Origin of the sequence: Pseudoflavonifractor sp. 60 (genome assembly GCF_009911645.1) — a bacterium.
GTDB lineage: Bacteria > Bacillota > Clostridia > Oscillospirales > Oscillospiraceae > Lawsonibacter.
The window spans coordinates 13,988-40,358 of sequence record NZ_QWKI01000131.1; the positions used below are offsets into that span (position 1 = coordinate 13,988).

Below are 26,371 nucleotides of genomic sequence, written 5' to 3' on the forward strand. Positions count from 1 at the left end.
AGTTTCCGACTGGACGCCAACCGAAAACTACCTGATGTGTCAGAACCGAAGCAAAGCCATTGGAGAAGGTGAAGATGAAAGGAAAGCCTAAAATCCAGCGTGTCAGTTCAGAGATTCTTGGGCAGGTCATAGAACGTCGTACCCCCTGTGACCTTTTTCTGACGAAGGAAGGCCACAAATGGGTAGCGGTGGACAACACCACTGGGGACGCATGGACGGAGGAATTTTCCCGGAAGCGTCAGGCCGTCCGCTGGCTGCGGGGAAAATTTGAGGTGGGCGTATGAGTAAAGCTGTTGTTGCCCGCCCGGTAGACGGCATTACCATCAACACCGAACTGGAATTTCTGCTTGACGATGACGGGAAGATACGGATGTTCGATAGTCCAGAACAGGCAAAGTCATTCCTGTTTGCCGCTGGCGTTGAGCCAGAGGAACTACGTCACATGACCATCATGGAAAGCTGCGGCATTTGCCGTAAATGCGGCAGTCCGCTATTCAAGAGCCTGTTACCTGGCTATGACTATCAGTGCTTCACTTGTGACGAGGATTTCTACCAATTTGAGCAGGACACATGAGGAAGGGAGCGTTGCTATGCGTGTTTTAGTAGTTGAACCTGAACAGAGGCCGGAAGAGAGGGAGATTGAAGATTCTCTGAACGCTATGCAGGGTATCGTAGGCGGCCATATGCAGGCTATCTATCCTTTTAAGGAACCTGTCGCTCTGGTCTGCAATGAAAAGGGTCAGCTTATGGATTTCCCGCCGAATCGAGGATTGCGGGATGAACATGGGCAGATATACGACATCGTATTTGGCACCTTCTTCCTCTGCGGCGCACCAGAGAATGACCATCTTGTCAGTCTGACTCCGGAGCAGATCAAACGGTATCAGGAGCGATTCTATACCCCGGAAATGTTCTGGGGCATGGATGGCCGTATCGTCTGTCTGCCGTTGGAGGTCGATTAAGCAAATCTACCTTTGAGGGAATCCTTTGCGCCGCAAGGGGTTCCCTCTTATTATGCCCTATCATCGAAAGGAGCTGAAAAAGCATGAGGGCTTTGCGGCCTATGACGAAAGAGGAACGGGAGTTTGCGGAGCAACACCACGATATGGTCGTTGATTATCTCCGCTATAAACGTCTCCCAATGGATGATTTCTATGACATCGTGATCTTTGGCTACCTCTCCGCTGTGCAGCAGTATTTTCGCAACCCTCCCGCCGGGGTGGAGTTCAAGGCGATGGCGTTCCGGGCTATGAAAGATTCCATTCTCCGGGAGGGTGAATACCATGCCCGTGCTAAACGCTGTGGCTACACCGTAAGTCTGGATACTGAGGGCTACCATAGCACCATTCCTGACCAAAAGCAGGACGTTGAACGTCAGACCGAGCGCAAGGCCCTTCTGGAACAGGTGGCAAAGGTAGCCACGCCAAGGGAAAACAAAATCATTGAACTGCTGGTAGATGGTTTTGCGCTGCATGAGGCCGCACGGCTCTTGAAGATGCCGAGGGCTGCCGCTGAAAGCTGCATGGAAAGTTTCTGTTTCCGGGCCAGAGCCGCTATCGGCTGATGCTGGAGGTGTCTATGAAAGAACTTTGGATTCGGCTGGGGGCAATTATCAAGATCACCGAGGCCGAGGAACAGGCCATCTTTGGCGATGACGAGGAAAAAATGAGAGATGCCCTGCGGCTCATAATTGCCGAGGGCCGTTTCTGCCCGGACGAGGAAACCTACATTCCCAGCAAGGCCGTGCAGGAGTTCAACCGCACCTATGGTACGGCCTATGAGGAAGAAAATTGGTGCTGTGATTTGTAACGCATGGCTGGGGCCGGTGTTCATCGGCTCCAGCCAATTACTATTTTATGGAGGCAGAACATGAAAGTCAAGGCATACATCCATAGTCTGAAAGACCATGAGCATGACCGCCATGTGCTGGGCGAGGCTGAGATCATCCGGCAGATCGGGGACAATCGGTATCTGGCCGAGGTCAACGGCGTCCGTTGTACGGCGATTTTCAACTTCTTCACCGGGGCCTACTATGTCGATGATGTGTACGGCATCGTGAAGGAGGTGGGCTGAGGATGAAACCGTATATCTTCAATCTGGAAACGACCAAAATTGAGCTGCATTTTGAGAAATCCGAGTATGCCGCCCTGACCACAGACCAGAAGGCCGATCTGAAAAGTGCATTCCTCTGGAGTCGTACCGGGAGCTGTTGGGTGAGCAGGGCCAAGGAACCGAATCTGTGGTGGGCAAAACAGGTCGCTGCCAAGCTGGGCTTCACCGAGGAACAGCGGGAGGGTGAGCGGCTGTCCTTCTCCGAACAGGTGGAGCGTCAGGCAGATCGGGCTGAGAGACGGGCCGAGCGTTACGAACAGTACGCAGAGAACGCAGAGCGCCGGGGTGCAGCCTTGCAGCAGCCCCTTAACCGGATGCACGGAGATATTGCGTTCTTTACCCAGCCGATTATTGCTGGTCATGCTGGAAGTCAGGCATTTGCACGTCGGCGGGAAAAGATGTTCGCTCAGTATGAGAAAGGCTTTGAGGAATATCGCAAGAGCGAATATTTCCAAGACAGAGCAAAGACAGCCAGGGCAACAGCAGATGGGGCAAAATACCGGGATATTGCCTATCTCGACCGCCGTATCAAGGAATGCAAGAAGGAAATCCGGGCCAGAAAAAAGAACATCGTCCACTATGAGGAAATTTTGGCGGCCATGGAGAACGGCGAGAAGAAAAAGCGGTTTGACGGTACGCCAATTTCTGTAGAGGAAGTCACTAGCTGGATGGAACATGAGTTTGAGTTGATAGAAAAGGCCATAGACAAGCAAGCGTTCCTGGAAGCCTGTGTTGACCAGTGCGGCGGTATCCAGTTCAGCAAGGATAACATCAAGATTGGCTTTCAAGTCCGGTTGAATGATGGATTTGATTCCGAGGTTGAAGTAATTGGAGCTGGCCCGCAGAATATCACCTATCGCATACTGACCGGGGGTGCGAAGGGTATGGTTCTCCAAACTGCCTATGCCGAAATCAAGGAAATCATTAAGTCAGAGGAGCTTCAAGAAACACATCCCTTCAAGGTTGGCGAACAGTTCACAGCGGAACAATACGTCCGAGTTGATGATTCTCTCAAATGGGAGCGTGTTCGTGTGACCTATGAGATCATCAAGGCCAGCAGTAAGACGATCCAGTTGAAGCCCATTGATGGCGATGGGAAGGTCATCACTCGCAAACCGAGGAAAGCCTACAACGGCAGTTGGTGTTTCAGCATTGACGATGCCTATACCAACACTTTCTACAAGCCAGCGAAAGTAAGCGAGGCTGGTTAAGATGGAGCATTATGTACCTTACGCCCGTTCAGATGTTGGCAGCAGTCAGGTGGAGTCCGTTGTTGAGTGGCTGGGGGTTAATGCGCTTTTGGCGAGGATGCGCCAGCTTCCACCAGAAAGCGAGTTCTCTATCCTGCTTGATTTCCTGGTGGAGTTTGCTGGTGCGCTTGAGCTGGCCGAACATCGGATGACCGAGATATTGGTGGAACAATCGGCCATCAGCTACAAGGCCCACGCCGAGGTTGTAAAGATGGTTAAGTGCCGACTGACCGACCTTTACAATGATGCAGACCAAAGTTGCTCCAAGACGATTATTAAGGATGGTGAAGAAAGTGCAGAAAAAACAGTCAAAATCTGATGGTGTCAGTGTCCAGCGTATCACTGAATTGACTGCAACGCTCAATCGTTATCGGTACGAATATTACAATCTTGCAAAGCCCAGCGTGTCCGATGCGGTCTACGACAGGCTCTTTGACGAGCTGGCAGCGTTGGAGCAGAAAACGGGGATCGTCCTTAGCAACTCCCCCACACAGACCGTAGGCTATGCTCCTGTGAGTTCGCTGCGGAAGGTCAGGCATACCATTCCGCTCCTTAGCCTGGACAAGACAAAACAGACCGATGATCTGGTTTCTATGCTTACCGTGGCCCCGGCGCTGCTCATGCTGAAGCTGGACGGCCTGACCGTTAAGCTCTGCTTTGAAAACGGCAGGCTGGTCCAGGCATCCACCCGTGGGGATGGTGAGGTGGGCGAAGATGTGACCCACAACATCCCGGCGTTCTGCAACGTGCCATTGAAGATCCCACACAAAGGGAAACTCACGATCACGGGAGAGGGCCTGATCCATACTGACGATTTCGAGCAGATGAAGGACACCGAGGGCAAAGACGTTAAAAATGCCCGGAATCTTGCCGCTGGTTCTATTCGGCTGCTTGACCCGTCCATCTGTAAGGATCGCCGCATCTACTTTTATGCCTTCAACGTCATTGAGGGTATGGATACTCTTGGCAGCAACGCAGACAGCCGGGGATGGCTGTTGGAAGATTTGGAGCCTCTTGGCTTTGAGGTCTGTCCCTTTGTTCGTATGTCAAAAGGCGCGTCCCAGGCAGAGACGGAAAGCAAAATTCAACATCTGCGGTCTATCGCCAATATCGAAAAGTTGCCCATTGATGGAATTGTGCTGCGCTATGACAGTATTTCCTTCTCCAAGACGCTGGGGAGGACAGGGCATCACTACAAGGACGGCATTGCGTTCAAGTTTGAGGACGATGTGATGGAGACAGTCTTCCGTTCCATTGAGTGGACGCCAAGCCGTTCCGGGGAAATTGCGCCCGTAGCCCTGTTTGACCCTGTGGAGATTGACGGCTGCACTGTGTCGAGGGCCAGCCTGCACAACCTGTCCTTCATCAAGGAACTGGAACTGCACCCAGGCTGTCGTATCCTCGTTTCCAAGCGCAACATGATAATTCCCCACATTGAGGAAAACCTTGACCGTGGCCGTTATGCCCCCAGCCTGATCCCGAAACGCTGTCCTTGCTGTGGAAAGCCTACGAGGATCTACGCTCGTTCTGGTGGCAAGGGGGGCCAAGTGGCAACGCTCCACTGTGATAATCCTGACTGTGGCAATCAAACGCTGCGCAAGTTCGTCCACTTCGTCGGGAAAAAGGCCATGGACATTTCCGGTATCTCAGAAGCAATACTGGACAAGTTCATTTCTGCGGGATTCCTGACCACATATCAAGACCTCTACCATCTGGACAGATACCGCCATCAGATTATAGGTATGGAGGGTTTCGGTATCAAGTCTTACAAAAACCTCCAGGATTCCATCCACGCCAGCAGAAAGACCACTTTTGTACGTTATCTGGTGGCTATGGACATTCCCATGATTGGAAGGACTGCGAGCCGGGCATTGGATAACTACTTCGGCGGCAGTTTGGACGATTTTGAGAAAGCCGCGATAAGCGGCTTTGACTTTACCTCGCTGCCAGACTTCGGTGCAACTCTGAGTGGAAATATTCACGCTTGGTTTAGCGTTCCCGACAATCTGGAGCTGTGGAAAACGCTTCAGAAAGAATTTACATTTGAAGATAGAAAGGAAAATATCACCATGGAAAACAAAAACAGCGTAACCTACAGCCCCTTCTACGGCTGCACCATCGTTGCCACGGGCAAGCTGGAGCACTTCACCCGTGACGGCATCAACAGCAAGATCGTCAGCCTCGGGGCCACCGCTGGCAGCTCCGTGACCCGCAAGACCAGCTACGTTATCTGCGGGGAGAAGCCCGGCAGTAAGCTCACCAAGGCCCGGGAGCTGGGCATCCCCGTTTTGACCGAGCAGGAGTTTCTTTCTATGATCCCCGCGTAAACTGTTCTATTGGAGGAACCAATTATGCTGATTTTGGTTGTGGAATCTGCGGAAATTCCCGAATTTCGAGACATATCGGAAGATCTGTTAAAACACAATGTTGGTGTATGTGCAAATAATGCAGTTGCGCATCAAAATATGTCCACTCCCTGTAATCTTCACTTGCATAAGTATGAGAAATGATTTATAATAGAAACAGGAAGATAGCAACAAACATTATTTGGCTTATGCGGAGGCAGATTATGGAAAGCGAATTGGTATTAGACTTGGATGAACTCGTTCAGTATCTAGCAGAGAAGTGCGGATGCACTGTTGAAGATGCAGATATGTACCTCTATGGTGAAGAAGAGTATCTTGCCTCAATCGGTATCAGTGGGTATGGTCACGAAGATGAAACTCCATTCCTCCCGGATGAGGAGACTGCTAATGCCGTGGTCGAAGTTCAAGCTATTGAAGACTATGTGGTTGAGCACAAAGGATTAGATAGAGAACTTGTAGAAGAACTCGCTCAGGCAGAAGCGGAATATATGGAAGAAAATGGGTTCACAAAGAGCTGCTGATTTGCACAATAGCCGCTCAACTTGATTTCCGCTCAAGTAGGCTGCATCAAAGCGGTCGTTTGTTGGACTAATTTTAGGAAGAAAAACGCCCCAGAATCACTTGATTCTGGGGCGTTTTGTTTCAAAATCAACATTCCTATAGCCATGCGTTATGGGGCAATCGGAGGCGTTGTGAAATTTGATATGGTACAATAAGTTTCGGAAAAAGGAAGTAAGCATCCAGCCCACAGGCAATTTGACACGAGAAAGAGAATAACTTATGTGCCAAGCGGATCTGTTATGTAGAATATGAGGAGATGTGACGATATGCAACGATTCAATATCAACTGGACGGCAAAAGCCCTGGCAAACCAGATGGAGAAGGGCAAAGTCAATTACGACAACGCCGTACAGCGCAATCTTGTGTGGGATGCAGAGAAAAAATCCCTCCTGATCCACAGCATGATTTATGGCTATGCGATCCCTGCCATGTACTTTACCCGTGACGAAAACGGCGTTTATGACAGCTTGGACGGAAAGCAGCGGTCCAATGCCATCAGCGAATATCTCCACGATGAATTTGCGTTGACTCCCGAGACCCCTACTGTCGTAGATGACAACGGGTGCGTGGAAGATGTCAGCGGACTGTATTTTTCGCAGTTGCCCGAATGGGCGCAGGATCGAATTAAGGATTATAACCTCACGATTTACTATTATGAGGGAATGACCGAAACGGAAATCAGAGAGTTCTTCCGCAGGCTGAATAACGGCAAGCCTTTGAGTGCTATTGAGCTGACCCGTGCCAATGTCCCCAGCCTGACGACCTTCCAGCAGCTCGCCAAGCACAAGGCGATTCAGTTCGTAGTATCGGAGGCTGGCCGGAAACGGTTCACGGACGAGATGATTGCCATGCAGCTTTACCAGCTAATCACAGAGGAATCCCCTGACTTCTCCACCAAGCCCTTCCGGGAGTGGGCCAGCAAAGTCGAGGTTGACGGTGAAATTCTGGACACGATTAGCTCTGGGCTGGACGCCTATGTGGTGTTCGTCAGGAGCCTGATTGATGTCAACAATAAGGTTCTCCGCACTGTCAAGGGTAGAACGCACTTCATCAGTTGCGCCTATTACTGCTGTCTTGCAGTCGAAAATGGTGTGAGCCAGGACGAGATCAACCGCACCCTGACCGAGTTCTTCGGTGGGCACCCTTCTATATCTCCGGAGTACAATCACACGGTATCTGCTGGCAGCGCAAAGCCTACTTCGGTGCAGACACGGCGGGATGTTATGCGGTCTTTGCTCCCGGCAACAGACGAGACGGAGGGACCTGACCCGAAAGGCGTTGATGATATGGACGATTCAGAACAATTCGAGGAGGAAGATCATGCGGTGTATGGCTCCGCTTTCCCGGAGCAGACCGCATAATTGCTGTTGGAACAGATATTGCCCCCCGGTAAATCCGGGGGCAATATCTTATTCGTTATTCCATCGGAAAACTTCTTGTATCAAATCGACCATTTCGCCAGTTGTTACGATTCTTCCCGGATCAAATACTTCTGTATATTCCAACCATCCAAGGGTAAAGGCTTTGTTTACAGAGTCCTTCGCCCAATGCTCCCCCGTATAGTATTCTGTAAGCGGTTCATCCTCAGTAAACCGGGCGAACACTGTGAGCAATTCACCCCATGTCAATGTGCGATCCGGGCAGAATAGATCATCTCCACATCCGACCATGATCCCGGCATTTTGCAAAGTGCCAACTGCCGCTTCGTACCATGCTCCAGATTCTACATCACGAAAGGGAGATTGGGTTACTCCATGGATTTTCACGCTCTCGGTATCCATCATGAAATAGACAAGCTGGGCCAAGTCCGCCCGTGTGACGGTTCCTGCACCGTTATCCCTGCCAGTTTTATATCCTCCCCAAAACAAGTTATCGGGAGCAAGTAGCGTGATTTTTCCGTTAGTCAGTGTGGGTGCCTGAACCTCTGTTCGTGATGGTAGCGAAGTAGTGGTAGGCTGGGTATTGCCACCGTTCGGACGATATGAGGTAGATGGTGTTCCGGGGACATATGTTGAATCTTGCCCGGATTGTGGAATCAGCTCAAAAACAGCAACTAACATCCGATCTGTTTCTGCTGCGAAAGAATATCGAGCCTCTGTGCTGACCTGTACGCTGTTTTCCTCCCAACGCCGAAAGCGATAGCCGTTATCAGGTACAGCGTTTACGGTAACAGTTTCCCCCTCTTTATAACTGCCGCTACCTTCTACTGTCCCGCCTTGTGCGGAGCTAACATGAACAGTATAAGTTGGCTTGGAAATTGGCATAAAGATAGCAACAAGCGTTCGGTCATGATCTGCGATAAACTTAAAATTTTCATCGGTGCTGATTTGTTCATCATTTTCTGTCCACGCGATGAAACGATACCCGTTTGCGGGTATGGCGGTAAGCGTTACGGAACTCCCTTGCTCATATTCGCCCTCACCGCTGACGGTTCCTCCTTCGGTGGTAGATACGTTGATGGTATAGGTAGGCTTGGAAATCGGTTTGAAATTAGCGACAAGCGATAGGTCACGCTCTACTATGATAGTGATACTTTCATCGACGCTGACCTGTTCCCCATTTTCTGTCCACCCTGCAAAAAGATACCCGCTATCAGGGATGGCCGTACATGTCATAGAACTTCCCTTCAAAAATTCTCCTCCAAAACCACCGCTGGTTCCTTCTGCGGTAGTACCTGTACTAATAGTCCCACCTACTGTAGCACCTATACTGATGGTACAAGTAGGCACGAAGTAAGCAATGATTGTTCGGTCACGATCCGCTATGAAAGTATAACTTTCATCAGAGCTAATCTGTTCGTTGCTCTCTGTCCACGCGATGAAACGATACCCGTTTTCGGGTGTGGCGGTAAGCGTTACGGAACTTCCTTGCTCATATTCACCCCCACCGCTGGCGGTCCCTCCTTCGGCGGCAGATACGTTGATGGTATAGGTATGCTTGGGAGTAGGTCCAGGGGCAGGCTCGGAGATGGGTTCAAAAATTGCTGTCAGCGTTCGGTCGCTAGTCACTGTAAATGTTAAGTTGGCCGCTGTACTGATCTGTGTGCCGGCTTCTGCCCACTCCAGGAAACGGAAGCCCTCATTGGCAACGGCAGTAACCGTTGCGGTGGCACCTTCCTCATATTGCCCGCTGCCGCTGACTGTGCCTCCCTCCGTGGGGCTGACACTGATGCTAATAGAGTAGGTTGTTGCTGGCACCTCTTGAACAGTTACGAGGCATGATGCGGACGCTCCTCCAACCGTTGCCGTAGCAATAATTGAGGTTGTCCCTGCTGAGTGCGCAATTATAAGCCCTCTCTCGGTAACGCTGGCAACAGAGGGATCACTGCTTGTCCATTGAATACTGCTGTTTGTACCTTCAGGGTAGAGCGTGGCCGTCAATGTGTCTGCCTCACCGACGTAAAGGGTCAGCTCTGATTGATCCAGCGTTATAGAAGCGGGTGAAGGCGGGGGCGAAGGTTCGTTATCTGCAAAACTCATTGAGAAGATCATATCTGCACGCATGTAATCTGTCCCAAGGTTATTATCATAGTGGCTATCCACAGTCCACCTGTTAGGAACCACCCCGTCAGGCTTATACAACTCTACCAAGGCGGCGTAGTTGTCTGCTAGGGACAAAAGGCTTGTGTAGTCCTTTGTAATATCGTCTGCGACACCGTTTGCTGTATTGCCATAAATCTTACATCCACTGATATATAGCTCCCCTCCTTCAAGATAAATACCACCGCCCATCGTTCCTGCGGCATTGCCAGAAATGGTGCATCCAGACAGTTCGGTCCGTCCTTGTGTACGCATATAAACTGGGCCTCTGTCGCTGGCAAATCCATCTGTAAACGTACACCCCCAAATGTGCGCACTACGACAACCGAGTCGTATATGTGACCCAGATGTCCCGGTATTATTAGCAAAATTGCAGAGCTGAATATTAGTATCGCAATTATAATCAATTTCTAATGCAGCACCTCCAATGCAGTTGATAAAGTTACAGTCTGTAATAAATTGTGAAGGACTACTGACGAAGAGGATAGGGGAGTATGATTGAACCCCCGCACCATCAAACGTGATATTTTGTACTATGACATCCTCTACCTCTAAGCTCCCGAGAGATAAGCGGGCCTCAGATGTAGTGCGACGAAGCGTTACCGGGCAATCAGCACGACCGAGTACCAGGTTAGAGCCAGAATATGCCTGGATACTAGCGTCAAATTCAATCACATCGTTCGCGTTGGCATTGGCAATGGCATCAAGCAATTCTTCAAGGGTTGATACGGGACCAAGGGTCGGTTCAGTGGCACCAACTTCGTCAATAAACGTGCCATTTTCATCAGCGGGATTTTCAAGCCAATCGGGTGTGCTTTCGCTCACCGCTGTTTCCGCAGCAAAGGCGGGAAGGGTTAAGAGCATCACCATGACCGCAACAAATAAAGCGGTCAAAAGATGATTCCTGTGGGGTTGCCTGTTCTGCGATCCTCGCTTGCAATTTGTGGTGTTCATGTTTGTACCTCCTGTGTTGTTTCACCCGCAGTTTACGGGCGAGTATTAGATTTCACATTATGACAGAATATCACGGCAAAATACATCTACACAGAGGGGTTATAGGGCAATTTTATTGAAATTATAGAAAGGATGTCGAAACTATGAGTCATGAGTGGGGAAACTACCCCGAGAACTTCACCCCGAAGATGTACTGGGGTGCCAGGGCCATCCTTGAACGGGATAGTGGCGGTCCCGGAAAGGCACTGTACCTTCTGCCGGATCGCCAGAGCTTTGAGCGGCTGGATGGGAGTCAGAAGGACCAGGATGCGTTCTTTGATTGGATCAACACAAAGGCCCTGCCCGAACTGAGACGCCTTGCCAGAGAAAACCGCTTTTATGAGTGGAACGATCTGGTGACGATCCAATCCGAGGACGGAGCCTTTATGTGTCAGGCCACGCCGAAGGGCAGTTATAGGGAATATCTCTACATTGGCTGCTGGGAGGTAAATTCGGAAAAATGAAATACTACAGTACACAGCGTCCCGTTGCGCCGGGTACGTTCCCGAAGCCGGATGGCAACAAGGTTATCGGAATCGTCAACTTTGATAAGCGGCAGTATTGTAGGGAGGCTGGCCGTGACTGCTGGGGCTACGTTGAATATGAACACCCCTTGAGTGAGAAACAGGCTGCGGACTACGAACTTGTCCGGGAGCAGCTTCTGGATTTCAAGCAGAGGTATATGGTGGGTGTGGGAACATCGGTTCTCCGCACCTTTGCTACGGCTGCTGAACTCAACGAGTGGTTCGATGCGCAGGTTGTAGAGGATCGTCACTTCTGCCGCCTCTATGACCGGGTAAGAATGGTGCATATCCTTGGCTGCCGCTATATGTGGCTCAAACCGGAGGAACGGTGGACAGACGATCCGCAGAGCAATTTTCCTTGTTCATCGTTGCTTTCCAGAGAAGAACCTTGGAACTGAATAGGGGGTGTAGGCATGATTGAGTTTATAGAGAAGGAACGGTATTACGATGACTCGGCTTTTACGGGCCAATGTTGGATGTACCCTACGTTCATGGTGAAAGACGGTATTGAATATTTCATGTGGAATCGTCGGGAGCCGGATGATAGCTGGAAGATCAAAGAACGGGAGGGCCAGAAAGCGGAGCTGCTTGCCAATGACGGGGCGTATTTCCATTTCCACGGTATCTATGCAGACCCGTTCGATATGCTGACCGAGATGGAGCAGCGAGGCCACACGTTCACAGAACCGGATAATCTCTTTGTCGATTGTTGTGAGAATCCGAAGCGCGGAGGTGGTTTTGTGGATTTCCACGGGAACCGAAACGAGGTGTCGGCAGCTTTCCATTACCGTATCTATGATATGGCCTTGATAGAGAGAATCCGCACGGCTGTAACACGAATCATCGAAAGGAGCAGGGAGAACAGCATATTGACAAAGCAGGAGTTAAGGGTGCAGCTCCAACAGGGCCATACGCTCAATGATCTTCTGGCATTTGGCCCCGGCCAGGACTGCGAGATATTTAAGGCTGACAAATTCTACCCTGGGGATGTGGTGGTCTATATTCCTGATGTGGCCTTGAATCATATTCCCCTGGATCGCCAGATTAAAGACCCGGAGGAATTGGAAGAAGTTTTGAGCCAGTGCTATACAGGCCAGGACTTCATCGACGAGTGCCACGGTGATACAGAGAAAGCCGAGCGCCTATTTTGCTACTGCAACTGGCAACATCCATCCTCTGCGGTGGACGAATTAGCCGATGACGGGGAGGAATCCTAAATGAAGTACACGCTTATTGATGAAAACGGGCAGTATGCGCTTATTCTGCGAGGGGAGAGTATGACCCAGTATGCCGTTGTAAGCGGCCTGGACAAGAAAGCTGGAAGCTGGGACTGGACCTGCTGCTACTACGATTTCGGCAAGTTCTCTGGTCTGACGAAAGCTGAGGCTCTTTTCAGGGCGGTGGACTACTACCTGATGCGGACGAACGAAAAACATATCCCCTGGGCCAGAATGAGCGAAATCGCTACGGTTCTGAAGGATGGGCTGATCGAAGATGGCGAGGAAGAAGCCTACCGCTACATGGTTGATGTTGCCGAATTGTCGGACACCGAGGCTGGATACTTTGGGCTGAATATGGAGCGGTATAGGGATTCCACAGGTGAAGATGCCGATAGCCCCACAGCTCCGTCCAGCATAGGCGGCGATTACGGCCCGGCCCATCCGTGGGATGCACCTGGAATGAGTGTGTCCGATTTCATTTAGGCGTCATGCTGGAGTATCCCATAAACGGTCGTTATTGAGACTAATTTTCTGGAAACGAGATACCCCTCGAAATCGAGTGATTTCGAGGGGTATTTTGTCCCAAAACTCGTTTCAAAATCTACGTTCCATATCTCATACGATATTGGGACGATTGGAGGTACTATGAAGAACTATACTTTCGGATACGCCCGTGTCAGCACCGAGCAGCAGAATCTTGACCGCCAGCTTGACGCTCTCAGGAAATACGGAGTGGATATAATCTACAATGAGAAGATGACCGGAACCAAGCGTGACCGCCCAGAGTTGACCAAGCTGCTTGACCGCATGACCGAGGGGGATACTGTGGTAATTGAATCCTTATCCCGGCTGGGACGCAGCACCAAAAATTTGATTGAATTGACAGAACTGTTTCAATCGAAGGGCGTTCATCTTGTCAGTCTGAAGGAAAGCATCGACACCAGCACCAGCACAGGCAAGCTCCTGTTCACGCTCATGTCAGCTATTGCCCAGTTTGAGAGAGACGTGATCGCTGACCGTACCCGTGAAGGATTGAAGTCAGCCAGGGCCAGAGGACGTACAGGCGGCAGGCCCAAGACAGATCCCGATGCTGTAAGGAAAGCTGTTAAGCTCTACAATACACGACAGTATTCCATCGTAGAAATTGAAGAGCTGACCGGGGTTAAGAAATCAACCTTATATCGAAACTTGGCGAAGTAACTTCAAAGCAGATGCTATCGCTGATCTCGTACCAGGAAGCAAAGTGTTCCCAGCTGGGGTTGGCTAAGTCTGTGCGGTTTAGATGAAGGGCGGTTTAGTACGCCCTTCATTTTTTGTAATTTATTTTTCAAATTCGCCTCCACAGGGAAATAAAAATCCCAAAAGGAGTTGAAATTATGGATCAATTCAGAGTTAGTGTCAACAAGATTCAAAGCAAACAAGCATCTTCCCCGGAACAGCTAAAGGCGTTGGAAACCATAGTTGTTGACCATCCAGAAACAGTAAGCAGTAAAAATGTCAAATCGTTCGTAGAACGAGTAGGCTCGAAAGGCTGCACGTTCTGCCCATCCACTTTCAAGGGAAGCAGTAAAAGTATGGAGACATTTGAGCAATCGCAACTACTAGCACTTTCCTTTGATAGTTTTGATGGCGTAAATAATCGTAATCTTACATTTGAAAAAATTAAAGAACGGGCCGAAAAATATAATCTTCCAATTCTGCTTGCTTACGAGTCCTTTTCCGTTGCACAACGAAAAAAATTCGGTATTGTGTTTCTGAACAGCACTCCTCTTTCTTCTTTTAGGGAGGCTGAGGTGGTACAGAAAGCCCTGATGGAGATTTTTCCTGAAGCAGAGAACAACTGTAGTGTTCTCAAACTGTACTCAGGAGGAAATAAGGTCTTACATTTCGATGAAACATTGCCTGAAATAGATACTTATTCCTTGCTCATGAACACCTGCCTTCACTGGAAAAATCGCTATGGAGCGACTAACTACAAAAGAAAATCTGCTGAGTTTTCCAGAGAAACAGGTATTGCATTAAATGAGAGGAATCTTCCTCATATTTCTGTTAATGATCGACACGCTGAGCATTTCAGAGATAATTCAGATGATAAAAACATGACAAAATGTATTATAGAGTATGATCTTGTCAAGAAATTATCATCTCTGAATTATGAGATTCATTTCACAGATGAAGAGAAATCTAGTGAAGTACCATCAGATCATGAAGGATCATCTTCATTTAACTCATTTCGTGCTAAAGATTTGCAAACGCTCGGCTCTGCTTGCAAACTTTATCAAGAGTTCATAACAGGAAAAAAGAAGTTGACTTATCGGGAGCTGCTCGGCGTAGCCACGAACACCGTTCAGATCAGAGGTGGAGCTACAAAGTTCAGTGATACTCTCAAAACAAAATCGTACTTTGATGATTGCATCGAAAAATATGATAACTGGGTCTACTACTTGAAGTACATTAAATCGGATGGACCTCAGCCCTGTAGTTCCTTTTGCCCCTATCATGGAATTTGTCCTCATGGAGAAAATATTCTCTCTACACTGAAACCCCCAAAACATACAATAGAGCAAATCGCTAATGCAGGTAAGCCTTTAGTGGAATTGAGTGAGGCTTGGGATGATTTTATGGGAAATTTTCAAGAGGCTATATCGTCTAATGAACCTATATGGCACGTCATCAAATCTCAGACTGCTCTTGGTAAGACTCAGGCTATTCTGGAATTACTCAAGCGCACTAATTTGAGGATTCTGATAGTTGTCCCTACTAACAAACTGAAGCGTGAAGTGTGGGAAAGAGCAAGAGAACTGGGGATTGAGATTATTGTATCCCCTTCATTGCACGAAATCAAAGATGAAATCCCTGACCATGTTTGGTGTGAAATACAGGCTCTATATGATGAAGGAAAATCGCCAATGCCAGTATTAAAGAAAGCAATAGCCGAAGGTGATGTTGAGTGTACCCAGCAATTTAAGCGATTTATGAGGGAACTCGAAGAGTTTAACAATTCGGAAGGTCACGCTGTAACCACACATCGTCGCTTGTCGAACATTGACGTGAGCAAGTATGATCTTGTCATCGTAGATGAGGATATCATCTATAGTACCGTGATTCCCAGTAGAGAAACTATTCCGATTTCTAGGCTAAGAAAAATAAACAGAAAATTAGCCGCCAACGATCCGTTGGCAGCCAAAATCAGAAAAATTTTCAAAAAGATTGACCGTTCAGATTACTTCACCATGAATGAGATTGACTATAGCAAAACATACGCCGATATGAAGATGGCGGTCAACATATCAGCGTTATGTTCCGCTAAATTTTTCTGCTATCGTTCCGCTTCAGAGCAAGAGAGTAACTTGGAAGAGGATAGCGTCACCTTTATCAACCCTGTTCAGTTCCAAGAGAATGTTAAGTATATCATGCTCTCAGCAACAGCGGACAGAGATATTTGTGAAGCCTATTTCGGTGCGGATAATGTAAAATTTTATGAGTGCAAGGAGGCGGCAATTACAGGTAGACTAAACCAATACGGGGATAAGGCAATGGGTCGAAGTTCGATGCGAAAAAATTCTGATATTATAGAGAAAATTAAGAAATGGACAGGCTTTGAAAACACCATTTCATTCAAGGAATTTCACAAGTTCTATATGGGCGATCTGCATTTTGGAAACTGTGCGGGCTGTGACATATTGAAGGGGGAAAATATTGACGTGATTGGAACGCCGCATCAGCCGGAATGGATATATAAACTATTTGCCTATTCTCTAGGATATGATGTTGATGACCGTCTGAAGCCCAACACCCAGGTCGAACATAATGGGTTTCGGTTTTATTTCATGACATACACCGATAAACTATTGAGGGCCATCCAGTTCTATATCATCGAGTCAGAGCTGGAACAAGCTGTTGGTAGGGCGCGGTTGCTACGATGCGATTGCGTAGTCAATTTATTTTCTGATTTTCCTCTTCGACAAGCTACACTGAAAGAAGCTAAATACGACACAGAATAAGAGGATAATTCATACTAACGGTGCAGCCAAATGACTGCACCGTTTCTCATTAAAAACTGCATCATTAGTTGCAATCCAGAATTACAGATCCTAATACTCGCTGTAGATCAGTGGTAGAAACATTATGCACTTATACTCTGCATCTGTTCAAATGGAAAATCCTACCGAACGCAACTCTTTTGTAAAAAGATTTTGTATTAGGGGGCATTTGAAATGAAGTTAAATCCAATTTTTGAACTGTCAATGGTGTTAGACACTGAAAAATTCCAAAAGATATTCGACATGGCATACAATAAGACCGGGTACTTGAAAGAGCTTGACGATGAATACCTCGATACATCCCTCATGGAGAAGGGGATCACCGTTATCTACCGAGACAGTCAGTACAAAAAAAGGATTCGCTTACTTATCAATTTATCGTTAGTCGTGGATGATCCATCTGATACGGATAAACTGCTCCGAAAACTCGATAAGAGGATTGGCAAATATTTCAATTTCAAGTTTAGTATAAATGATTTTACGTTGTCAGGCTTGAATTTAATTACCGATATTGACGTTGGAAGTTGGGAGAATGTGGCGGCCTACTTGAAGGTCTTGCAACGGGTCAGCAAAATAAAGGGATTCTCCCCCGCAAGCTATGATGGCATAGATGAAAACAGCAGTTTTTGTCTATCTGGAAACAGTAACGCAATCGACTTTCTGCTATATGACTTGGAGCAATCATTTGCAGATCAACTTCGAGATAGCGGCATGGACCATAAGAAAATAAAGTCTGCGAGTAGTTATACGCAGGGTATCCTTCGGGCAGAAGTGAAGCTGACAAAGCCCAAGGCGGTTCGGGCCTACACCAATGCGGAGGATACTGCTGGACAGATTGTGGAACTGATAACGGATCGACAGCAAATATTCTTGGACACTTTCGCACGGATCGTTCCCTTTGGCGACTTTTATAAAAAGGATGCCGCCGTTGAAATCATTTGGAAGGAAGTCAAGGACGCTATCATGCGGCGGAAGATGTTGCGGTTCCTGACCTTAATCCCGGAAAAGAAGTCTCTGTTGCTCGCGCAAAAGGCCATGAACTGTCGAGAAGTGGAGAAGGTCATGATCGCCTTTGCAAAGATCAATTTGTCACCAGTTACACTCAGTAAGCGGAGCGACATAAAAAAATTAGGAAATCTCTACTCTTATCTCATGTGATTTGCAATTTCCTTTTGTGTCACCCGTTGTCAAACAGAGAGCAGGTCACCCCTGAAAAATATTTAGAAAGATTCTGGACTTCCTTGGGAAAGGTATGTATAATCACAGCAGAAACTACCGGAGGAGGACTATCCATGGCAACTGAGTTTGATAGGGCCATACTCAACCCGTTTGGTTCAGAACCACAGATGAAAGTCATAGCCATAAGCCCGGAAGTGTTAAAGCCATTTGCCAACCACCCCTTCAAGCTATACGAGGGACAGCGGTTAAACGATTTTATCCAAGACATTGAGGAACATGGGATTTTATCACCTGTCCTTGTCCGTAAGATTGACGATGAAAAGTATCACTATGAGATACTTGCTGGGCACAACCGGGTCAATGCCGCATTGGAACTTGGATTGAGTACAGTGCCAGCTATTATCTGTATTCCTAAAAATGATGAAGAGGCCATGGAAATTGTCATAAAGACAAATTTCGATCAGCGATCTATTAAGGATTTCAAAGCCAGTGAACTTGCGAACTCGCTCCATATGCTAAATGAGGCAATGAAGAAGAAGCCAGGGTATCGTACAGATTTGCAGCAATCGGAGGATGGTTCTCAATCTGATAACAGGTCACGGACAATGCACGTTATCGGCGAGAAATACGGTCTATCACAAGCTACGATTGCTCGGTATATCCGTGTTGCGAAGTTGTCTAAAGGTCTATTGGAGTGCTTGGACAACAAGCTAATAGGGCTGGGTGTTGCGGAGCATTTGTCCTATCTACGGTCAAGTGAGCAGGAAATCGTTAAAAAGCTAGTCGAAGGGAAAGTTAAGGTGGACACACAGCAAGCCCAGGAATTAAAGAAACAATCATCTGACCATGAGCTTGACGAAGAAGAAATCAAGCAAGTCATTACACCAAAGGCTCCTCCTCCCAAAAGAAAAGCTATCAAAATCAAGGAAAGCCTTCTCGCAAAGTATTTCCCTGATAATCAGTCACCAGAGGAAATTGAGGCTACCATTGAGAAAGCCTTAGAACTCTTCAGACAACAAAATCCTATAGGACAGCAATAAAAGGTATAGGACGCATCAAAGCGTCCTATACCTTCTTGCTTTCAAACTCCTTCTGGCATTATCTGTAGGAATGTGATATACTGCCAATAAGGGCAAGGGCATACCTTTGAAGTTAGTTGAACTCCTGTTGAATGGTGTTAGGAGCCATGCAGTATTGAGTTGATTTCTTCGCCGTATGTGATTTGTTGGTCTTTTATAATTAGGCTATTCACAAATCACAAATCGTTGCAATAATAGATTGAGGAGATTTTGAGAATGATTTCAAATGATAACTTTCGTATTTTAACGCCAGAAGAAGAATCTCAATATAAATTCCCATTTTGCCGTCATTGCGAATTTTATCCCTGCGAACTTGTTGGGGAATGTGGTTCTGTTAATGAAATACCCGAGATTCACGAATCACAAATCCCTATACTTCGAGGGCGCATAGTTGCCACCTCTACAGAGCAATCAAAAAATACCGAAAAAATATACATGGCAAAGGCTGTTTCTCCAGTACATGATAAGTACGATGGAGATACTATCGCAGATACATCTCATAGTCATTCCACCAGTCCGGATGCTCATAGGGCAATACGATTGTCATACGACCAAGAGGAATTTAAGACTGATTGTATCATGAGCAGCCTCCATGTTTGTCAAATTGAATGTGGCCAGAAACGGGTTTCCGAGGGAATCGGCGAACATTTCAAAATAGAGACAGATTATGATGGCACAATAAGGGCAAATGTTGACGGCAAATGGGAGCCATTGCAACCCGTATTTATTTCAGCCCAGACCGGGCAGGGTAAAAATTATTTTGTCGAGAATGTCTTGGTTCCATATGTGAGAGAGTTGAACTACAGGAAGAACACTAAGCAGCGCGTTCTTATCCTCAGCAATCGGTTGGCCCTACGGCAACAGATTAAAAATCGTCTGAAAGGAACCGAGGACTCAGACGAAGAAGAAGCTAAATTTTACCCATATAGAGACTGCGCGGATGTAATGACATACCAAAGTATATTACATTGCGAGCAGATGCTAAAGAAAAGGCAATCGAAAGCTCAGTCCAGATACATCTACATTATTTGTGACGAGGCCCACTTCTTTACTTCCGATGCTATGTTCAACCCCCATACTTCTAAAATCCTGGAGGCTATCGTCAGGCTATTCCAGGATGCTGTCAGGGTGTACATGAGTGCCACGCCGTATGAGTGTTTAGAGTACATAATTAAGTACGAACGCGAGTACCACTCACGGTTGAATTTCAACAGGCCCCAGGAAAAAGATAAGAGTATCCCGATGGCGTTTTACCATTTCCAACGCGACTATAGCTACTTGGATGTTAAGGTGTACTCCGCCATTGGCGAACTATATGGACAGATGATTGAGAGCGTCAATCAAAAGCGAGAGAAGTGGTTAGTTTTCATTGATGACATAGAGAAGTGTAGGGCTGTAAAAAAGGATCTCGAAGGGTACGCTGAGGGAAAAGGTAGTCCTCTGGTTGTTGTAGATGGAGATTCAAAAACAGAGAAAGTCTTTGCTGTAGATGCGTCAAGTAAAGCGAATCCTTCCTACTGCTCAATGGTGCTGAATGAGCGCCTTGATAAAAATACCTTTGTTCTAATCACAACATCTGTCCTTGATAACGGGGTAAACCTGACTGGTATCAACAACATCGTTGTGTCTGACATGGAAAGGGTTAAATGTCTACAGATGCTCGGAAGAGCCAGAGTAAGCGATGCTGATGACAGAAAGACTTTGTATGTGCAGAGGTTTGACTGCCCTTACGTGCAGAAGCGCATAGATAGTTTTCAAACGCAGAAAACAGCATACCACAATTACCGGTTGGCCTATGGCGAGTTGCCCGATACGCTTCAATCGAGAGGTTATGATGAATACCGGTTCCTAGATAAATATTATAATGGAGGTACGCTGGACTGGATAAATGCAAAGCACTGGTTCGGCAGACCTATGGACAAGCCCACAGAGTTGTACCTAAATGAAATAGCTAAGTCCCTGTTGGACAGGCGCACTCGTCAGTATCAGCTTATTCTTGATGAAATGATTGAGGAAAGCCCGCAGGCTGGCATGGAGCAACAGGAGAAGAAACGTGTTGGACAGAAGTACCTAGAGTATCAGCTCTTTTGGTTTGGCAAGGTCTACTGTGTGGATGATGATATAACCTTTGCTGATAAGGACAAGGCAAAGAAGACTTTCGTGGCCTTCCTAGAATCATATGCTGACAATGTAACTCAAATAGTAGGTGAGGCGGGAAAGACCAAGTTCAGCCGTGAATTTACCCAGCTATACGATGCAGCCTTTGGGAGAGCAGATCGAAATAAGAACCGTATTTACAGCATAACAAAAATGAAATCATTGCTTGAGGATGCCCATATAAACTATACAGTGGTCAGTTATTCATCATACTGGATAGTCCAAGAGCATGACTGGGAAACAGAAGAAGAGTAGGGCCATACACCTTAGCTTCTGAGGGTAAAGTCTTACTTAGTAACCCTCTACCTCAGTATAGGCAGGGAGTGCGCTGAGGCACTCCCTGTCTTATCTATTTCACTCAATCAAGGCTACGATTCGATTTGCTGTCTCAGCATCCGTGTGTTCCTGTAAATAGGGGATGATCGAGTGGAAGTTCTTTTTCTTCACTCCTGAGAGTTTCCTAATATCAGACCAATAGAAGGGCTTACCCTGCGCTCTCAATCTCTGATATGCCCAAATGATTTTCCTGGCCCAACTCTCAGGGTATGGTTCTGTATACCTCTCAAAGATGGCCTTGCACCTTGGCATATTCTCTAGCTGATGCCCCAGCAGGTTCATCTCACGGTATACAAGCCGCTCTGATACTCGTTCGGGTCTGCCGTTCTCATTATCCGTGCCATCATATACGCCTTGGACAACCTTTTCCAATATGGGGGCTGTGTCCGCATCTAACTGCACCCAGTCTACTGGGGCAGTATCCTTCATGTAGTGGCTGTCCTGCTCCTGCTGAACCTGCTCCGGTGTCAAGGAAGGAGAGGTTAGCTTCTCTGTCTCCATGCCAAGGAAAAAGGCGATCTGACATACTACTGAAAAATCAGACCTGCTCCCTAGCAACACCTTCTGAATCTGGTATATACTCGCTATGTTATATAGCCCCATCTCTCTGTAGAATACATTCAGATCATCAGCAAGCATCTTCGTATATCTACTGCGTCCAGATGGTTTCAAATACTTTGTCTGGCACATTCCATGATACAGAACGGAGCTGATAGGAGTATCATTCTCAAAGTCCATCGGTGCATCAAATACGGATTCCAGGTAGTTTGCAAACTGGATCATCTGAGGATCTTCCTCAAAGACAACCTTATCGCAGCCTGTGTAGTGCTCTGCCGGGCAGAACACAAAGCCCTGCTCACTCTTCGCCGGAACACTGGATTCCACAAGCCTACACCTATGCTTCGTGCAGATGCCCATGTTTCGGATTTGATGTTTCCGATGCCAGTAGGTTTCACCGCATGTCTCCCTGTCCTCATTTACACACAGCGGACAGAACCGCAAGTAGTGTTCCCCCTCAGACCGAGGGAGAACACAGAACAGGTGGTGTGCATCGCAGTTATCATGTCCCAGCCGATATAGGGCAGTCTTCTTTTGCTCCAACGAAATGAAGCGGGCATACTGTGGGTACATGGTATGTTCCAGCACCAGCTTGTCTAAGGGATACATCTTTGCAATCTGTTCCACGGCCCCAGGATTGAGATTTCCAATGAACTCCTTGCTGGGATTGTCTGACCGCTTGAAATATAACTCCTGCATGGCTGATTTACTCGAAAAGAAACCAGAATGGACGTAATACCGACAGAACCAGCTATACACCAGTTCATCAGGATAGATGGCGGGAAAGTAGGAGATCATACCGCCACCTCCACCACTGGCAGATGTTCTTTCAACAGCTCCACGATGTCAACGCCCTCGGATTTGGCCTGAGATACCAAACCTGCAATCGTAAACTCTCCATCTGGTTCCACATCAACATCGGCCTTAGCAATGGCAGTCTTGCGCTTCGTTTTCGAGGTCTGGCGCTTTTGCCGAGGCTGGATGAACCCATGCAACATGGATAGCCTTTGTTGGTAGGCTTCATTCAACGATTCTAGGCTTAGAACCTCTCTGCCGTTGAGAATGGCAATCTCCTGAGCGTCGTGGATAAGGGACACCACCACAGAGATATTTCCAGAAGTATGTTCATAGAGCCATTCTGTAATGCCATTGGTGATCTCTGTCCTCTGCTTCACATACTGGTAGGAGTACAGAACTTCACAGAACATCTTGAGGTCCTCCCCATACTCCATTACATCATATCTCAGCCCCAATGACCTTCGAGCAAGTTGCATAGCCTGTTCAAAGAACACAGCACTCTCAGGAGTACCCACCATGCAGATTGAGATACCACTGTTGTTGATAAGCTGGGTAAGCATCCCTACAAGGCTCTTGCCGTTCTTGCTGTTGCATACGTTCTGAATCTCATCTACCACCAGCAACCCTATGTGGTTCAAAGCCACCTGACTGACGCTGCCAATCAACATATCCGTGGTTGTTCTGGCCCGTAGCGCATTGGGATAATAGTTGCCGCCAATGACTTCATCCACCTTCCGTAGAATCTCCAGTAGCAATCCCTTCACTGATGAATCAAAGGGACACTGGACGCTAATGCAGGGGATGATTTTGGTGTGAGGATTCTCTACCTCAATAATACGATTCTCGGTAATCAGAGTAATGGCCCGACTGATAGCACTTGATTTTCCAATACCAGAGGCTCCTATGATCGTAAAGCTGTCGGAGCCACCCATGATACCGCTGTACTCCTGCTGAACGATAGCTCTGTAATTCTGATTCCGCTGTTGTATTGCCAGTGTTGTACCCTTCTTTTGTAAGGATCGCATTAGAGCTAGATACAATTTGCTATAAATCTCCAACGACATCTGATTTGGAACGTACACCCGGTAGAGGTCAGAGAGTGCCATAAGTCGTACCGGAGCATCAGCATCACAGATAGCAGAATCATACTCCGGCAGCACTTCCAGGGCAGACAACAACTCACCCCCTGATTTCATGGTTGGCAGGATACGGATAACATCAGACAGATCACTCACGGCTCGTCCCCTCCTTCATGTAGTCCCGATGGCGTTTAGTCTGCTCCCGTCTGCGAGTGCTGCGGATATTCTTCATGTGAACATCACCACGACCAGCACTACTACTAACAATGGTTTCGATGTGTTGAGCAAGGTTGATCTGGGCTTGTAGATTATCCCTGACTGCACCTCTGGCAATGTCCCTTTGGCTAGTCTGTAGCTCCTGTACCGCTGTCAAGTCTTTGCCCTGATAACGAGATTCTATAATCGTGAACTCAGTATAGGCCCCATCCTCCAACACCCATACAGAGGACACATCTTCTGGATTGTAGGCCACGGTAACATCACCGCCGGATAGGTATTGCTCAGTGTACCCCTCACGGTGATACCGCAACTTGTTGACCTTCAACCCTGACCGACTGAACCTCCCGGTAGTTCTCGGCAAGAGGGTAAGCATCAGCTCTCTTTTCCCAATTTCAATGAGATTGGCCCCAATTTGGGATTTTCCCCAATTCCAGATTTGGGAGGCATAAGGCTTCACCTGAGCAGCAATCATATCCTCGGTATAGGGGAAGTTTTCAATGATCCGCTGAGAGTTGTAGTAGATGATGCAATGAAGGATGATCTTCTCAAAGTCAGCCATGGTCAGACAGGCATCCTTCCGGTAGTCATGCGCACCACGCTCCTGATAGTCAGGCTCAATCACTCCCTTGCCCTTCAAGTGCTTCTTGAAACTCTCCTGTATCAAATCAAAGAATTTCTCTATCAAGCCTTTTAATTCTGGCCTATACGATGGAAGATTAACCACCTTGACACCCAACTCTGCGATCTGCTCAAACGTCCCTGATGTGTACTCGCTACCCATATCGGTGATAAATGAGGCCGGAAGCATATCACAGTCCCAGTCCTCACGATGGATGGAGATACCGAACCGATTACACCAGTCCACTTTATCATCAATGATGTTCAGCATCAGTCCCCGGAGACTGTAGACACCACCCTCCCATGAGAGGGAATACCCACAGCACAGGCCACTGTAGGCATCGACACAGGCTGTCAAAATAGGTCTACCTACCAGACTTCCGGTATCATTGACAAGGTAGATGTCGCAGACCGTAGCATCGAACATTCCGGCACCGACAGCAGGAGCAAACTCCTGTACTCCCTCACCAGTCAGAGGACGATTGTTCCTCTGGTAGTTCTTCAACCCATCACGGGAGATGTAGAAGTTCTGTAGGCTCCTAGTCTTACGATAGAAGTACCGGAACTGATAGTAGGACGGGTATTCCTCTGCCAGTCCCCCCAGCGCATCGCAATATTTCTCTTTGAGCATCATCGTGTAGGCTGTCATCAGAGATTGCTTTTTCGTAGTATAGAAAAACTTGTTCAACGCCCATCTCATATTCTTCTCGTCCTGAGTCAGTTGCCGTTCATCTTCCCGACGCTTTGGAGCAAGAGCAGTCACATCCATGTAGGACAGATATAGGCAGAGGTGGTTCCTGACGGTTGCCTTTGATACTCCGTATTCCTCAGCCGCAGAGCCTATCAGCCGGGAACGCATCCGATCATCAGTCAGGAACGACAGAACAGGAGCAATCATCGTGTACCTCTCATACATGGTTTTCCTCTGGTCGGCATCCAAAGCATCAATATCAGCCGTGATAACCCCTGTGACCTCGGACAGTTCATTACTGGTACACTCGGAGTAGGATTCCAGAGCCGTTATCTCTACCCATACAGGCATCGTCCTCTTGATGCAGTCGATCACCAGGACCCTATCGCCTTGCGCCTCCAGCACTCGGATGATGGTGTCACCCAACCGGAGTAGATCATACTTCTTCATCAATGACCATCCCCCAATCCGTGACTCCGTGCCTGAGCCAGTAATCCCTTGAAGCATCCAGCAGCTTCACCGTCAGAGGCTTCATCAGGAACTTCCGATAGACACACTCCCTGACCATCAGATCACCGTCTGCCTTGGTGCATACGAAGTCAGAGGTGTACTCTCCCACCTCCAGCCCATCCAGCAGGACGTTACACCTGATCTCCACAACCTCGTCCGATGCTTGGAGCAGGTCAGCGTAGGCGTACTGGATGGCGTCATACGTCCGGCACACCTCAGCAAACTTACCCAACACCCGCTTCTCACATCGTCCTTTGAAGTTCTTCTTCCTCATACTTGCAGTCCTCCCCTATGGGAACATCCTGCCAATTCCCCAAAAGCAGTCCCCAAAAACGAAGTCAAGCAGTTTTTGGGGAATTAACACTGATGGATTTGGGAGATGTCATCGCCAAAAAGCCTTGATACACAGGCGTTTTAAGTCTGATGCCAAATCCCCAAAAACACCATCCAGGAATATCACCATGTCGTGGGGCAATATAGATTTTTCTCGAAAAGGCAAAGTCGTTTGTTCTGTTGGGCTTCGCCTCCGTTTGCCCCCC

The 26,371-nt window shown here is 47.7% G+C and carries 26 protein-coding genes; 20 read left to right on the forward strand and 6 right to left on the reverse strand.

The genetic code is table 11. From position 1 onward, the window contains the following. Positions 1 to 74 precede the first annotated feature (74 nt). The 11 genes from D1646_RS14350 (at position 75) to D1646_RS14400 (ending at position 7,650) form a co-directional block, all read left to right on the forward strand. Positions 75 to 284, forward strand: coding sequence for a hypothetical protein (locus D1646_RS14350; RefSeq protein WP_160637122.1), 210 nt, complete (start codon positions 75 to 77; stop codon positions 282 to 284). Beyond that, positions 281 to 574, forward strand: a complete 294-nt coding sequence (locus D1646_RS14355) for a hypothetical protein (protein ID WP_160637123.1) — start codon at positions 281 to 283, stop codon at positions 572 to 574. The genes D1646_RS14350 and D1646_RS14355 overlap by 4 nt, the downstream gene beginning before the upstream one ends. A 16-nt stretch (positions 575 to 590) precedes the next feature. Further along, positions 591 to 962, forward strand: a complete 372-nt coding sequence (locus tag D1646_RS14360; protein ID WP_160637124.1) for a DUF3846 domain-containing protein — start codon at positions 591 to 593, stop codon at positions 960 to 962. A 101-nt stretch (positions 963 to 1,063) separates the two neighbouring features. Next, positions 1,064 to 1,564, forward strand: coding sequence for a sigma-70 family RNA polymerase sigma factor (locus D1646_RS14365; RefSeq protein ID WP_160637125.1), 501 nt, complete (start codon positions 1,064 to 1,066; stop codon positions 1,562 to 1,564). Between the two features lie 14 nt (positions 1,565 to 1,578). Further along, positions 1,579 to 1,809 (forward strand): hypothetical protein, encoded by a 231-nt coding sequence (locus D1646_RS14370; protein WP_160637126.1) that lies wholly within the window; start codon positions 1,579 to 1,581, stop codon positions 1,807 to 1,809. A 60-nt stretch (positions 1,810 to 1,869) separates the two neighbouring features. After that, on the forward strand, positions 1,870 to 2,073 hold the full coding sequence (locus D1646_RS14375) for a hypothetical protein (protein WP_160637127.1): 204 nt from the start codon (positions 1,870 to 1,872) through the stop codon (positions 2,071 to 2,073). A 2-nt stretch (positions 2,074 to 2,075) separates the two neighbouring features. Beyond that, a complete protein-coding gene (locus D1646_RS14380) occupies positions 2,076 to 3,323 on the forward strand; it encodes a DUF3560 domain-containing protein (protein WP_160637128.1) in 1,248 nt (415 codons plus the stop codon). A gap of 1 nt (position 3,324) precedes the next feature. Next, positions 3,325 to 3,681, forward strand: a complete 357-nt coding sequence (locus D1646_RS14385; protein WP_160637129.1) for a hypothetical protein — start codon at positions 3,325 to 3,327, stop codon at positions 3,679 to 3,681. Then, positions 3,656 to 5,689: an NAD-dependent DNA ligase LigA gene (gene ligA, locus D1646_RS14390; protein ID WP_347565219.1), complete on the forward strand. Its 2,034-nt coding sequence runs from the start codon at positions 3,656 to 3,658 to the stop codon at positions 5,687 to 5,689. The genes D1646_RS14385 and ligA overlap by 26 nt, the downstream gene beginning before the upstream one ends. Before the next feature lie 242 nt (positions 5,690 to 5,931). After that, positions 5,932 to 6,249 carry a hypothetical protein gene (locus tag D1646_RS14395; RefSeq protein ID WP_160637131.1) on the forward strand — a complete coding sequence of 106 codons (318 nt, stop codon included), beginning with the start codon at positions 5,932 to 5,934 and terminating at the stop codon, positions 6,247 to 6,249. 306 nt (positions 6,250 to 6,555) lie between these two features. Continuing rightward, complete coding sequence (locus D1646_RS14400) at positions 6,556 to 7,650, forward strand: DUF262 domain-containing protein (protein WP_160637132.1); 1,095 nt, start codon at positions 6,556 to 6,558, stop codon at positions 7,648 to 7,650. A 48-nt stretch (positions 7,651 to 7,698) separates the two neighbouring features. Here the strand turns inward: D1646_RS14400 and D1646_RS14405 are convergent, their stop codons facing one another. Continuing rightward, on the reverse strand, positions 7,699 to 10,782 hold the full coding sequence (locus tag D1646_RS14405; protein WP_160637133.1) for an InlB B-repeat-containing protein: 3,084 nt from the start codon (positions 10,780 to 10,782) through the stop codon (positions 7,699 to 7,701). 143 nt (positions 10,783 to 10,925) lie between these two features. Here D1646_RS14405 and D1646_RS14410 point away from each other — a divergent pair, with 143 nt between their 5' ends. The 9 genes from D1646_RS14410 (at position 10,926) to D1646_RS14450 (ending at position 21,278) form a co-directional block, all read left to right on the forward strand. Beyond that, a complete protein-coding gene (locus D1646_RS14410; protein WP_160637134.1) occupies positions 10,926 to 11,285 on the forward strand; it encodes a hypothetical protein in 360 nt (119 codons plus the stop codon). Continuing rightward, complete coding sequence (locus D1646_RS14415; protein WP_160637135.1) at positions 11,282 to 11,743, forward strand: hypothetical protein; 462 nt, start codon at positions 11,282 to 11,284, stop codon at positions 11,741 to 11,743. Before D1646_RS14410 ends, D1646_RS14415 begins: the two co-directional genes overlap by 4 nt. A 15-nt stretch (positions 11,744 to 11,758) precedes the next feature. Next, positions 11,759 to 12,562, forward strand: coding sequence for a hypothetical protein (locus tag D1646_RS14420; protein WP_160637136.1), 804 nt, complete (start codon positions 11,759 to 11,761; stop codon positions 12,560 to 12,562). Further along, positions 12,563 to 13,048 carry a hypothetical protein gene (locus tag D1646_RS14425; RefSeq protein WP_160637137.1) on the forward strand — a complete coding sequence of 162 codons (486 nt, stop codon included), beginning with the start codon at positions 12,563 to 12,565 and terminating at the stop codon, positions 13,046 to 13,048. It begins immediately after the preceding gene. A 162-nt stretch (positions 13,049 to 13,210) separates the two neighbouring features. Beyond that, the gene (locus tag D1646_RS14430) at positions 13,211 to 13,765 is read left to right on the forward strand and encodes a recombinase family protein (RefSeq protein WP_160637138.1); all 555 of its coding nucleotides are present in this window, start codon (positions 13,211 to 13,213) and stop codon (positions 13,763 to 13,765) included. Positions 13,766 to 13,941: 176 nt separating this feature from the next. Then, positions 13,942 to 16,569 carry a hypothetical protein gene (locus D1646_RS14435; protein WP_160637139.1) on the forward strand — a complete coding sequence of 876 codons (2,628 nt, stop codon included), beginning with the start codon at positions 13,942 to 13,944 and terminating at the stop codon, positions 16,567 to 16,569. 213 nt (positions 16,570 to 16,782) lie between these two features. After that, positions 16,783 to 17,766: a hypothetical protein gene (locus D1646_RS14440; RefSeq protein WP_160637140.1), complete on the forward strand. Its 984-nt coding sequence runs from the start codon at positions 16,783 to 16,785 to the stop codon at positions 17,764 to 17,766. A 134-nt stretch (positions 17,767 to 17,900) separates the two neighbouring features. Then, positions 17,901 to 18,827, forward strand: a complete 927-nt coding sequence (locus tag D1646_RS14445; RefSeq protein ID WP_160637141.1) for a ParB/RepB/Spo0J family partition protein — start codon at positions 17,901 to 17,903, stop codon at positions 18,825 to 18,827. 255 nt (positions 18,828 to 19,082) lie between these two features. Next, positions 19,083 to 21,278, forward strand: a complete 2,196-nt coding sequence (locus D1646_RS14450; RefSeq protein WP_160637142.1) for a DEAD/DEAH box helicase family protein — start codon at positions 19,083 to 19,085, stop codon at positions 21,276 to 21,278. A gap of 99 nt (positions 21,279 to 21,377) precedes the next feature. Here the strand turns inward: D1646_RS14450 and D1646_RS14455 are convergent, their stop codons facing one another. The 5 genes from D1646_RS14455 to D1646_RS22855 all read right to left on the reverse strand — a co-directional run. After that, positions 21,378 to 22,715 (reverse strand): TniQ family protein, encoded by a 1,338-nt coding sequence (locus D1646_RS14455; RefSeq protein ID WP_160637143.1) that lies wholly within the window; start codon positions 22,713 to 22,715, stop codon positions 21,378 to 21,380. Continuing rightward, on the reverse strand, positions 22,712 to 23,950 hold the full coding sequence (locus D1646_RS14460; protein ID WP_160637144.1) for an AAA family ATPase: 1,239 nt from the start codon (positions 23,948 to 23,950) through the stop codon (positions 22,712 to 22,714). The genes D1646_RS14455 and D1646_RS14460 overlap by 4 nt, the downstream gene beginning before the upstream one ends. Further along, positions 23,943 to 25,772 carry a Mu transposase C-terminal domain-containing protein gene (locus tag D1646_RS14465; RefSeq protein ID WP_160637145.1) on the reverse strand — a complete coding sequence of 610 codons (1,830 nt, stop codon included), beginning with the start codon at positions 25,770 to 25,772 and terminating at the stop codon, positions 23,943 to 23,945. The genes D1646_RS14460 and D1646_RS14465 overlap by 8 nt, the downstream gene beginning before the upstream one ends. After that, positions 25,759 to 26,106, reverse strand: a complete 348-nt coding sequence (locus tag D1646_RS14470) for a hypothetical protein (RefSeq protein WP_160637146.1) — start codon at positions 26,104 to 26,106, stop codon at positions 25,759 to 25,761. Before D1646_RS14470 ends, D1646_RS14465 begins: the two co-directional genes overlap by 14 nt. Before the next feature lie 64 nt (positions 26,107 to 26,170). Further along, positions 26,171 to 26,371 (reverse strand): hypothetical protein (locus tag D1646_RS22855; protein WP_207709441.1); only part of this gene is annotated, 201 nt, incomplete at its 5' end.

Bases quoted from the DNA above. Each gene is read 5' to 3' on its own strand.
- D1646_RS14405 (WP_160637133.1), bottom strand. From the start codon at position 10,782: ATGAACACCACAAATTGCAAGCGAGGATCGCAGAACAGGCAACCCCAC.
- D1646_RS14445 (WP_160637141.1), top strand. From the start codon at position 17,901: ATGGCAACTGAGTTTGATAGGGCCATACTCAACCCGTTTGGTTCAGAA.
- D1646_RS14365 (WP_160637125.1), top strand. From the start codon at position 1,064: ATGACGAAAGAGGAACGGGAGTTTGCGGAGCAACACCACGATATGGTC.
- D1646_RS14410 (WP_160637134.1), top strand. From the start codon at position 10,926: ATGAGTCATGAGTGGGGAAACTACCCCGAGAACTTCACCCCGAAGATG.
- D1646_RS14450 (WP_160637142.1), top strand. From the start codon at position 19,083: ATGATTTCAAATGATAACTTTCGTATTTTAACGCCAGAAGAAGAATCT.
- D1646_RS14360 (WP_160637124.1), top strand. From the start codon at position 591: ATGCGTGTTTTAGTAGTTGAACCTGAACAGAGGCCGGAAGAGAGGGAG.
- D1646_RS14355 (WP_160637123.1), top strand. From the start codon at position 281: ATGAGTAAAGCTGTTGTTGCCCGCCCGGTAGACGGCATTACCATCAAC.
- D1646_RS14435 (WP_160637139.1), top strand. From the start codon at position 13,942: ATGGATCAATTCAGAGTTAGTGTCAACAAGATTCAAAGCAAACAAGCA.
- D1646_RS14425 (WP_160637137.1), top strand. From the start codon at position 12,563: ATGAAGTACACGCTTATTGATGAAAACGGGCAGTATGCGCTTATTCTG.
- D1646_RS14370 (WP_160637126.1), top strand. From the start codon at position 1,579: ATGAAAGAACTTTGGATTCGGCTGGGGGCAATTATCAAGATCACCGAG.
- D1646_RS14440 (WP_160637140.1), top strand. From the start codon at position 16,783: ATGAAGTTAAATCCAATTTTTGAACTGTCAATGGTGTTAGACACTGAA.
- D1646_RS14420 (WP_160637136.1), top strand. From the start codon at position 11,759: ATGATTGAGTTTATAGAGAAGGAACGGTATTACGATGACTCGGCTTTT.
- D1646_RS14385 (WP_160637129.1), top strand. From the start codon at position 3,325: ATGGAGCATTATGTACCTTACGCCCGTTCAGATGTTGGCAGCAGTCAG.
- D1646_RS14465 (WP_160637145.1), bottom strand. From the start codon at position 25,772: ATGAAGAAGTATGATCTACTCCGGTTGGGTGACACCATCATCCGAGTG.
- D1646_RS14415 (WP_160637135.1), top strand. From the start codon at position 11,282: ATGAAATACTACAGTACACAGCGTCCCGTTGCGCCGGGTACGTTCCCG.
- D1646_RS14470 (WP_160637146.1), bottom strand. From the start codon at position 26,106: ATGAGGAAGAAGAACTTCAAAGGACGATGTGAGAAGCGGGTGTTGGGT.
- D1646_RS14430 (WP_160637138.1), top strand. From the start codon at position 13,211: ATGAAGAACTATACTTTCGGATACGCCCGTGTCAGCACCGAGCAGCAG.
- D1646_RS14375 (WP_160637127.1), top strand. From the start codon at position 1,870: ATGAAAGTCAAGGCATACATCCATAGTCTGAAAGACCATGAGCATGAC.
- D1646_RS14350 (WP_160637122.1), top strand. From the start codon at position 75: ATGAAAGGAAAGCCTAAAATCCAGCGTGTCAGTTCAGAGATTCTTGGG.
- D1646_RS14380 (WP_160637128.1), top strand. From the start codon at position 2,076: ATGAAACCGTATATCTTCAATCTGGAAACGACCAAAATTGAGCTGCAT.
- D1646_RS14455 (WP_160637143.1), bottom strand. From the start codon at position 22,715: ATGATCTCCTACTTTCCCGCCATCTATCCTGATGAACTGGTGTATAGC.
- D1646_RS14395 (WP_160637131.1), top strand. From the start codon at position 5,932: ATGGAAAGCGAATTGGTATTAGACTTGGATGAACTCGTTCAGTATCTA.
- D1646_RS14400 (WP_160637132.1), top strand. From the start codon at position 6,556: ATGCAACGATTCAATATCAACTGGACGGCAAAAGCCCTGGCAAACCAG.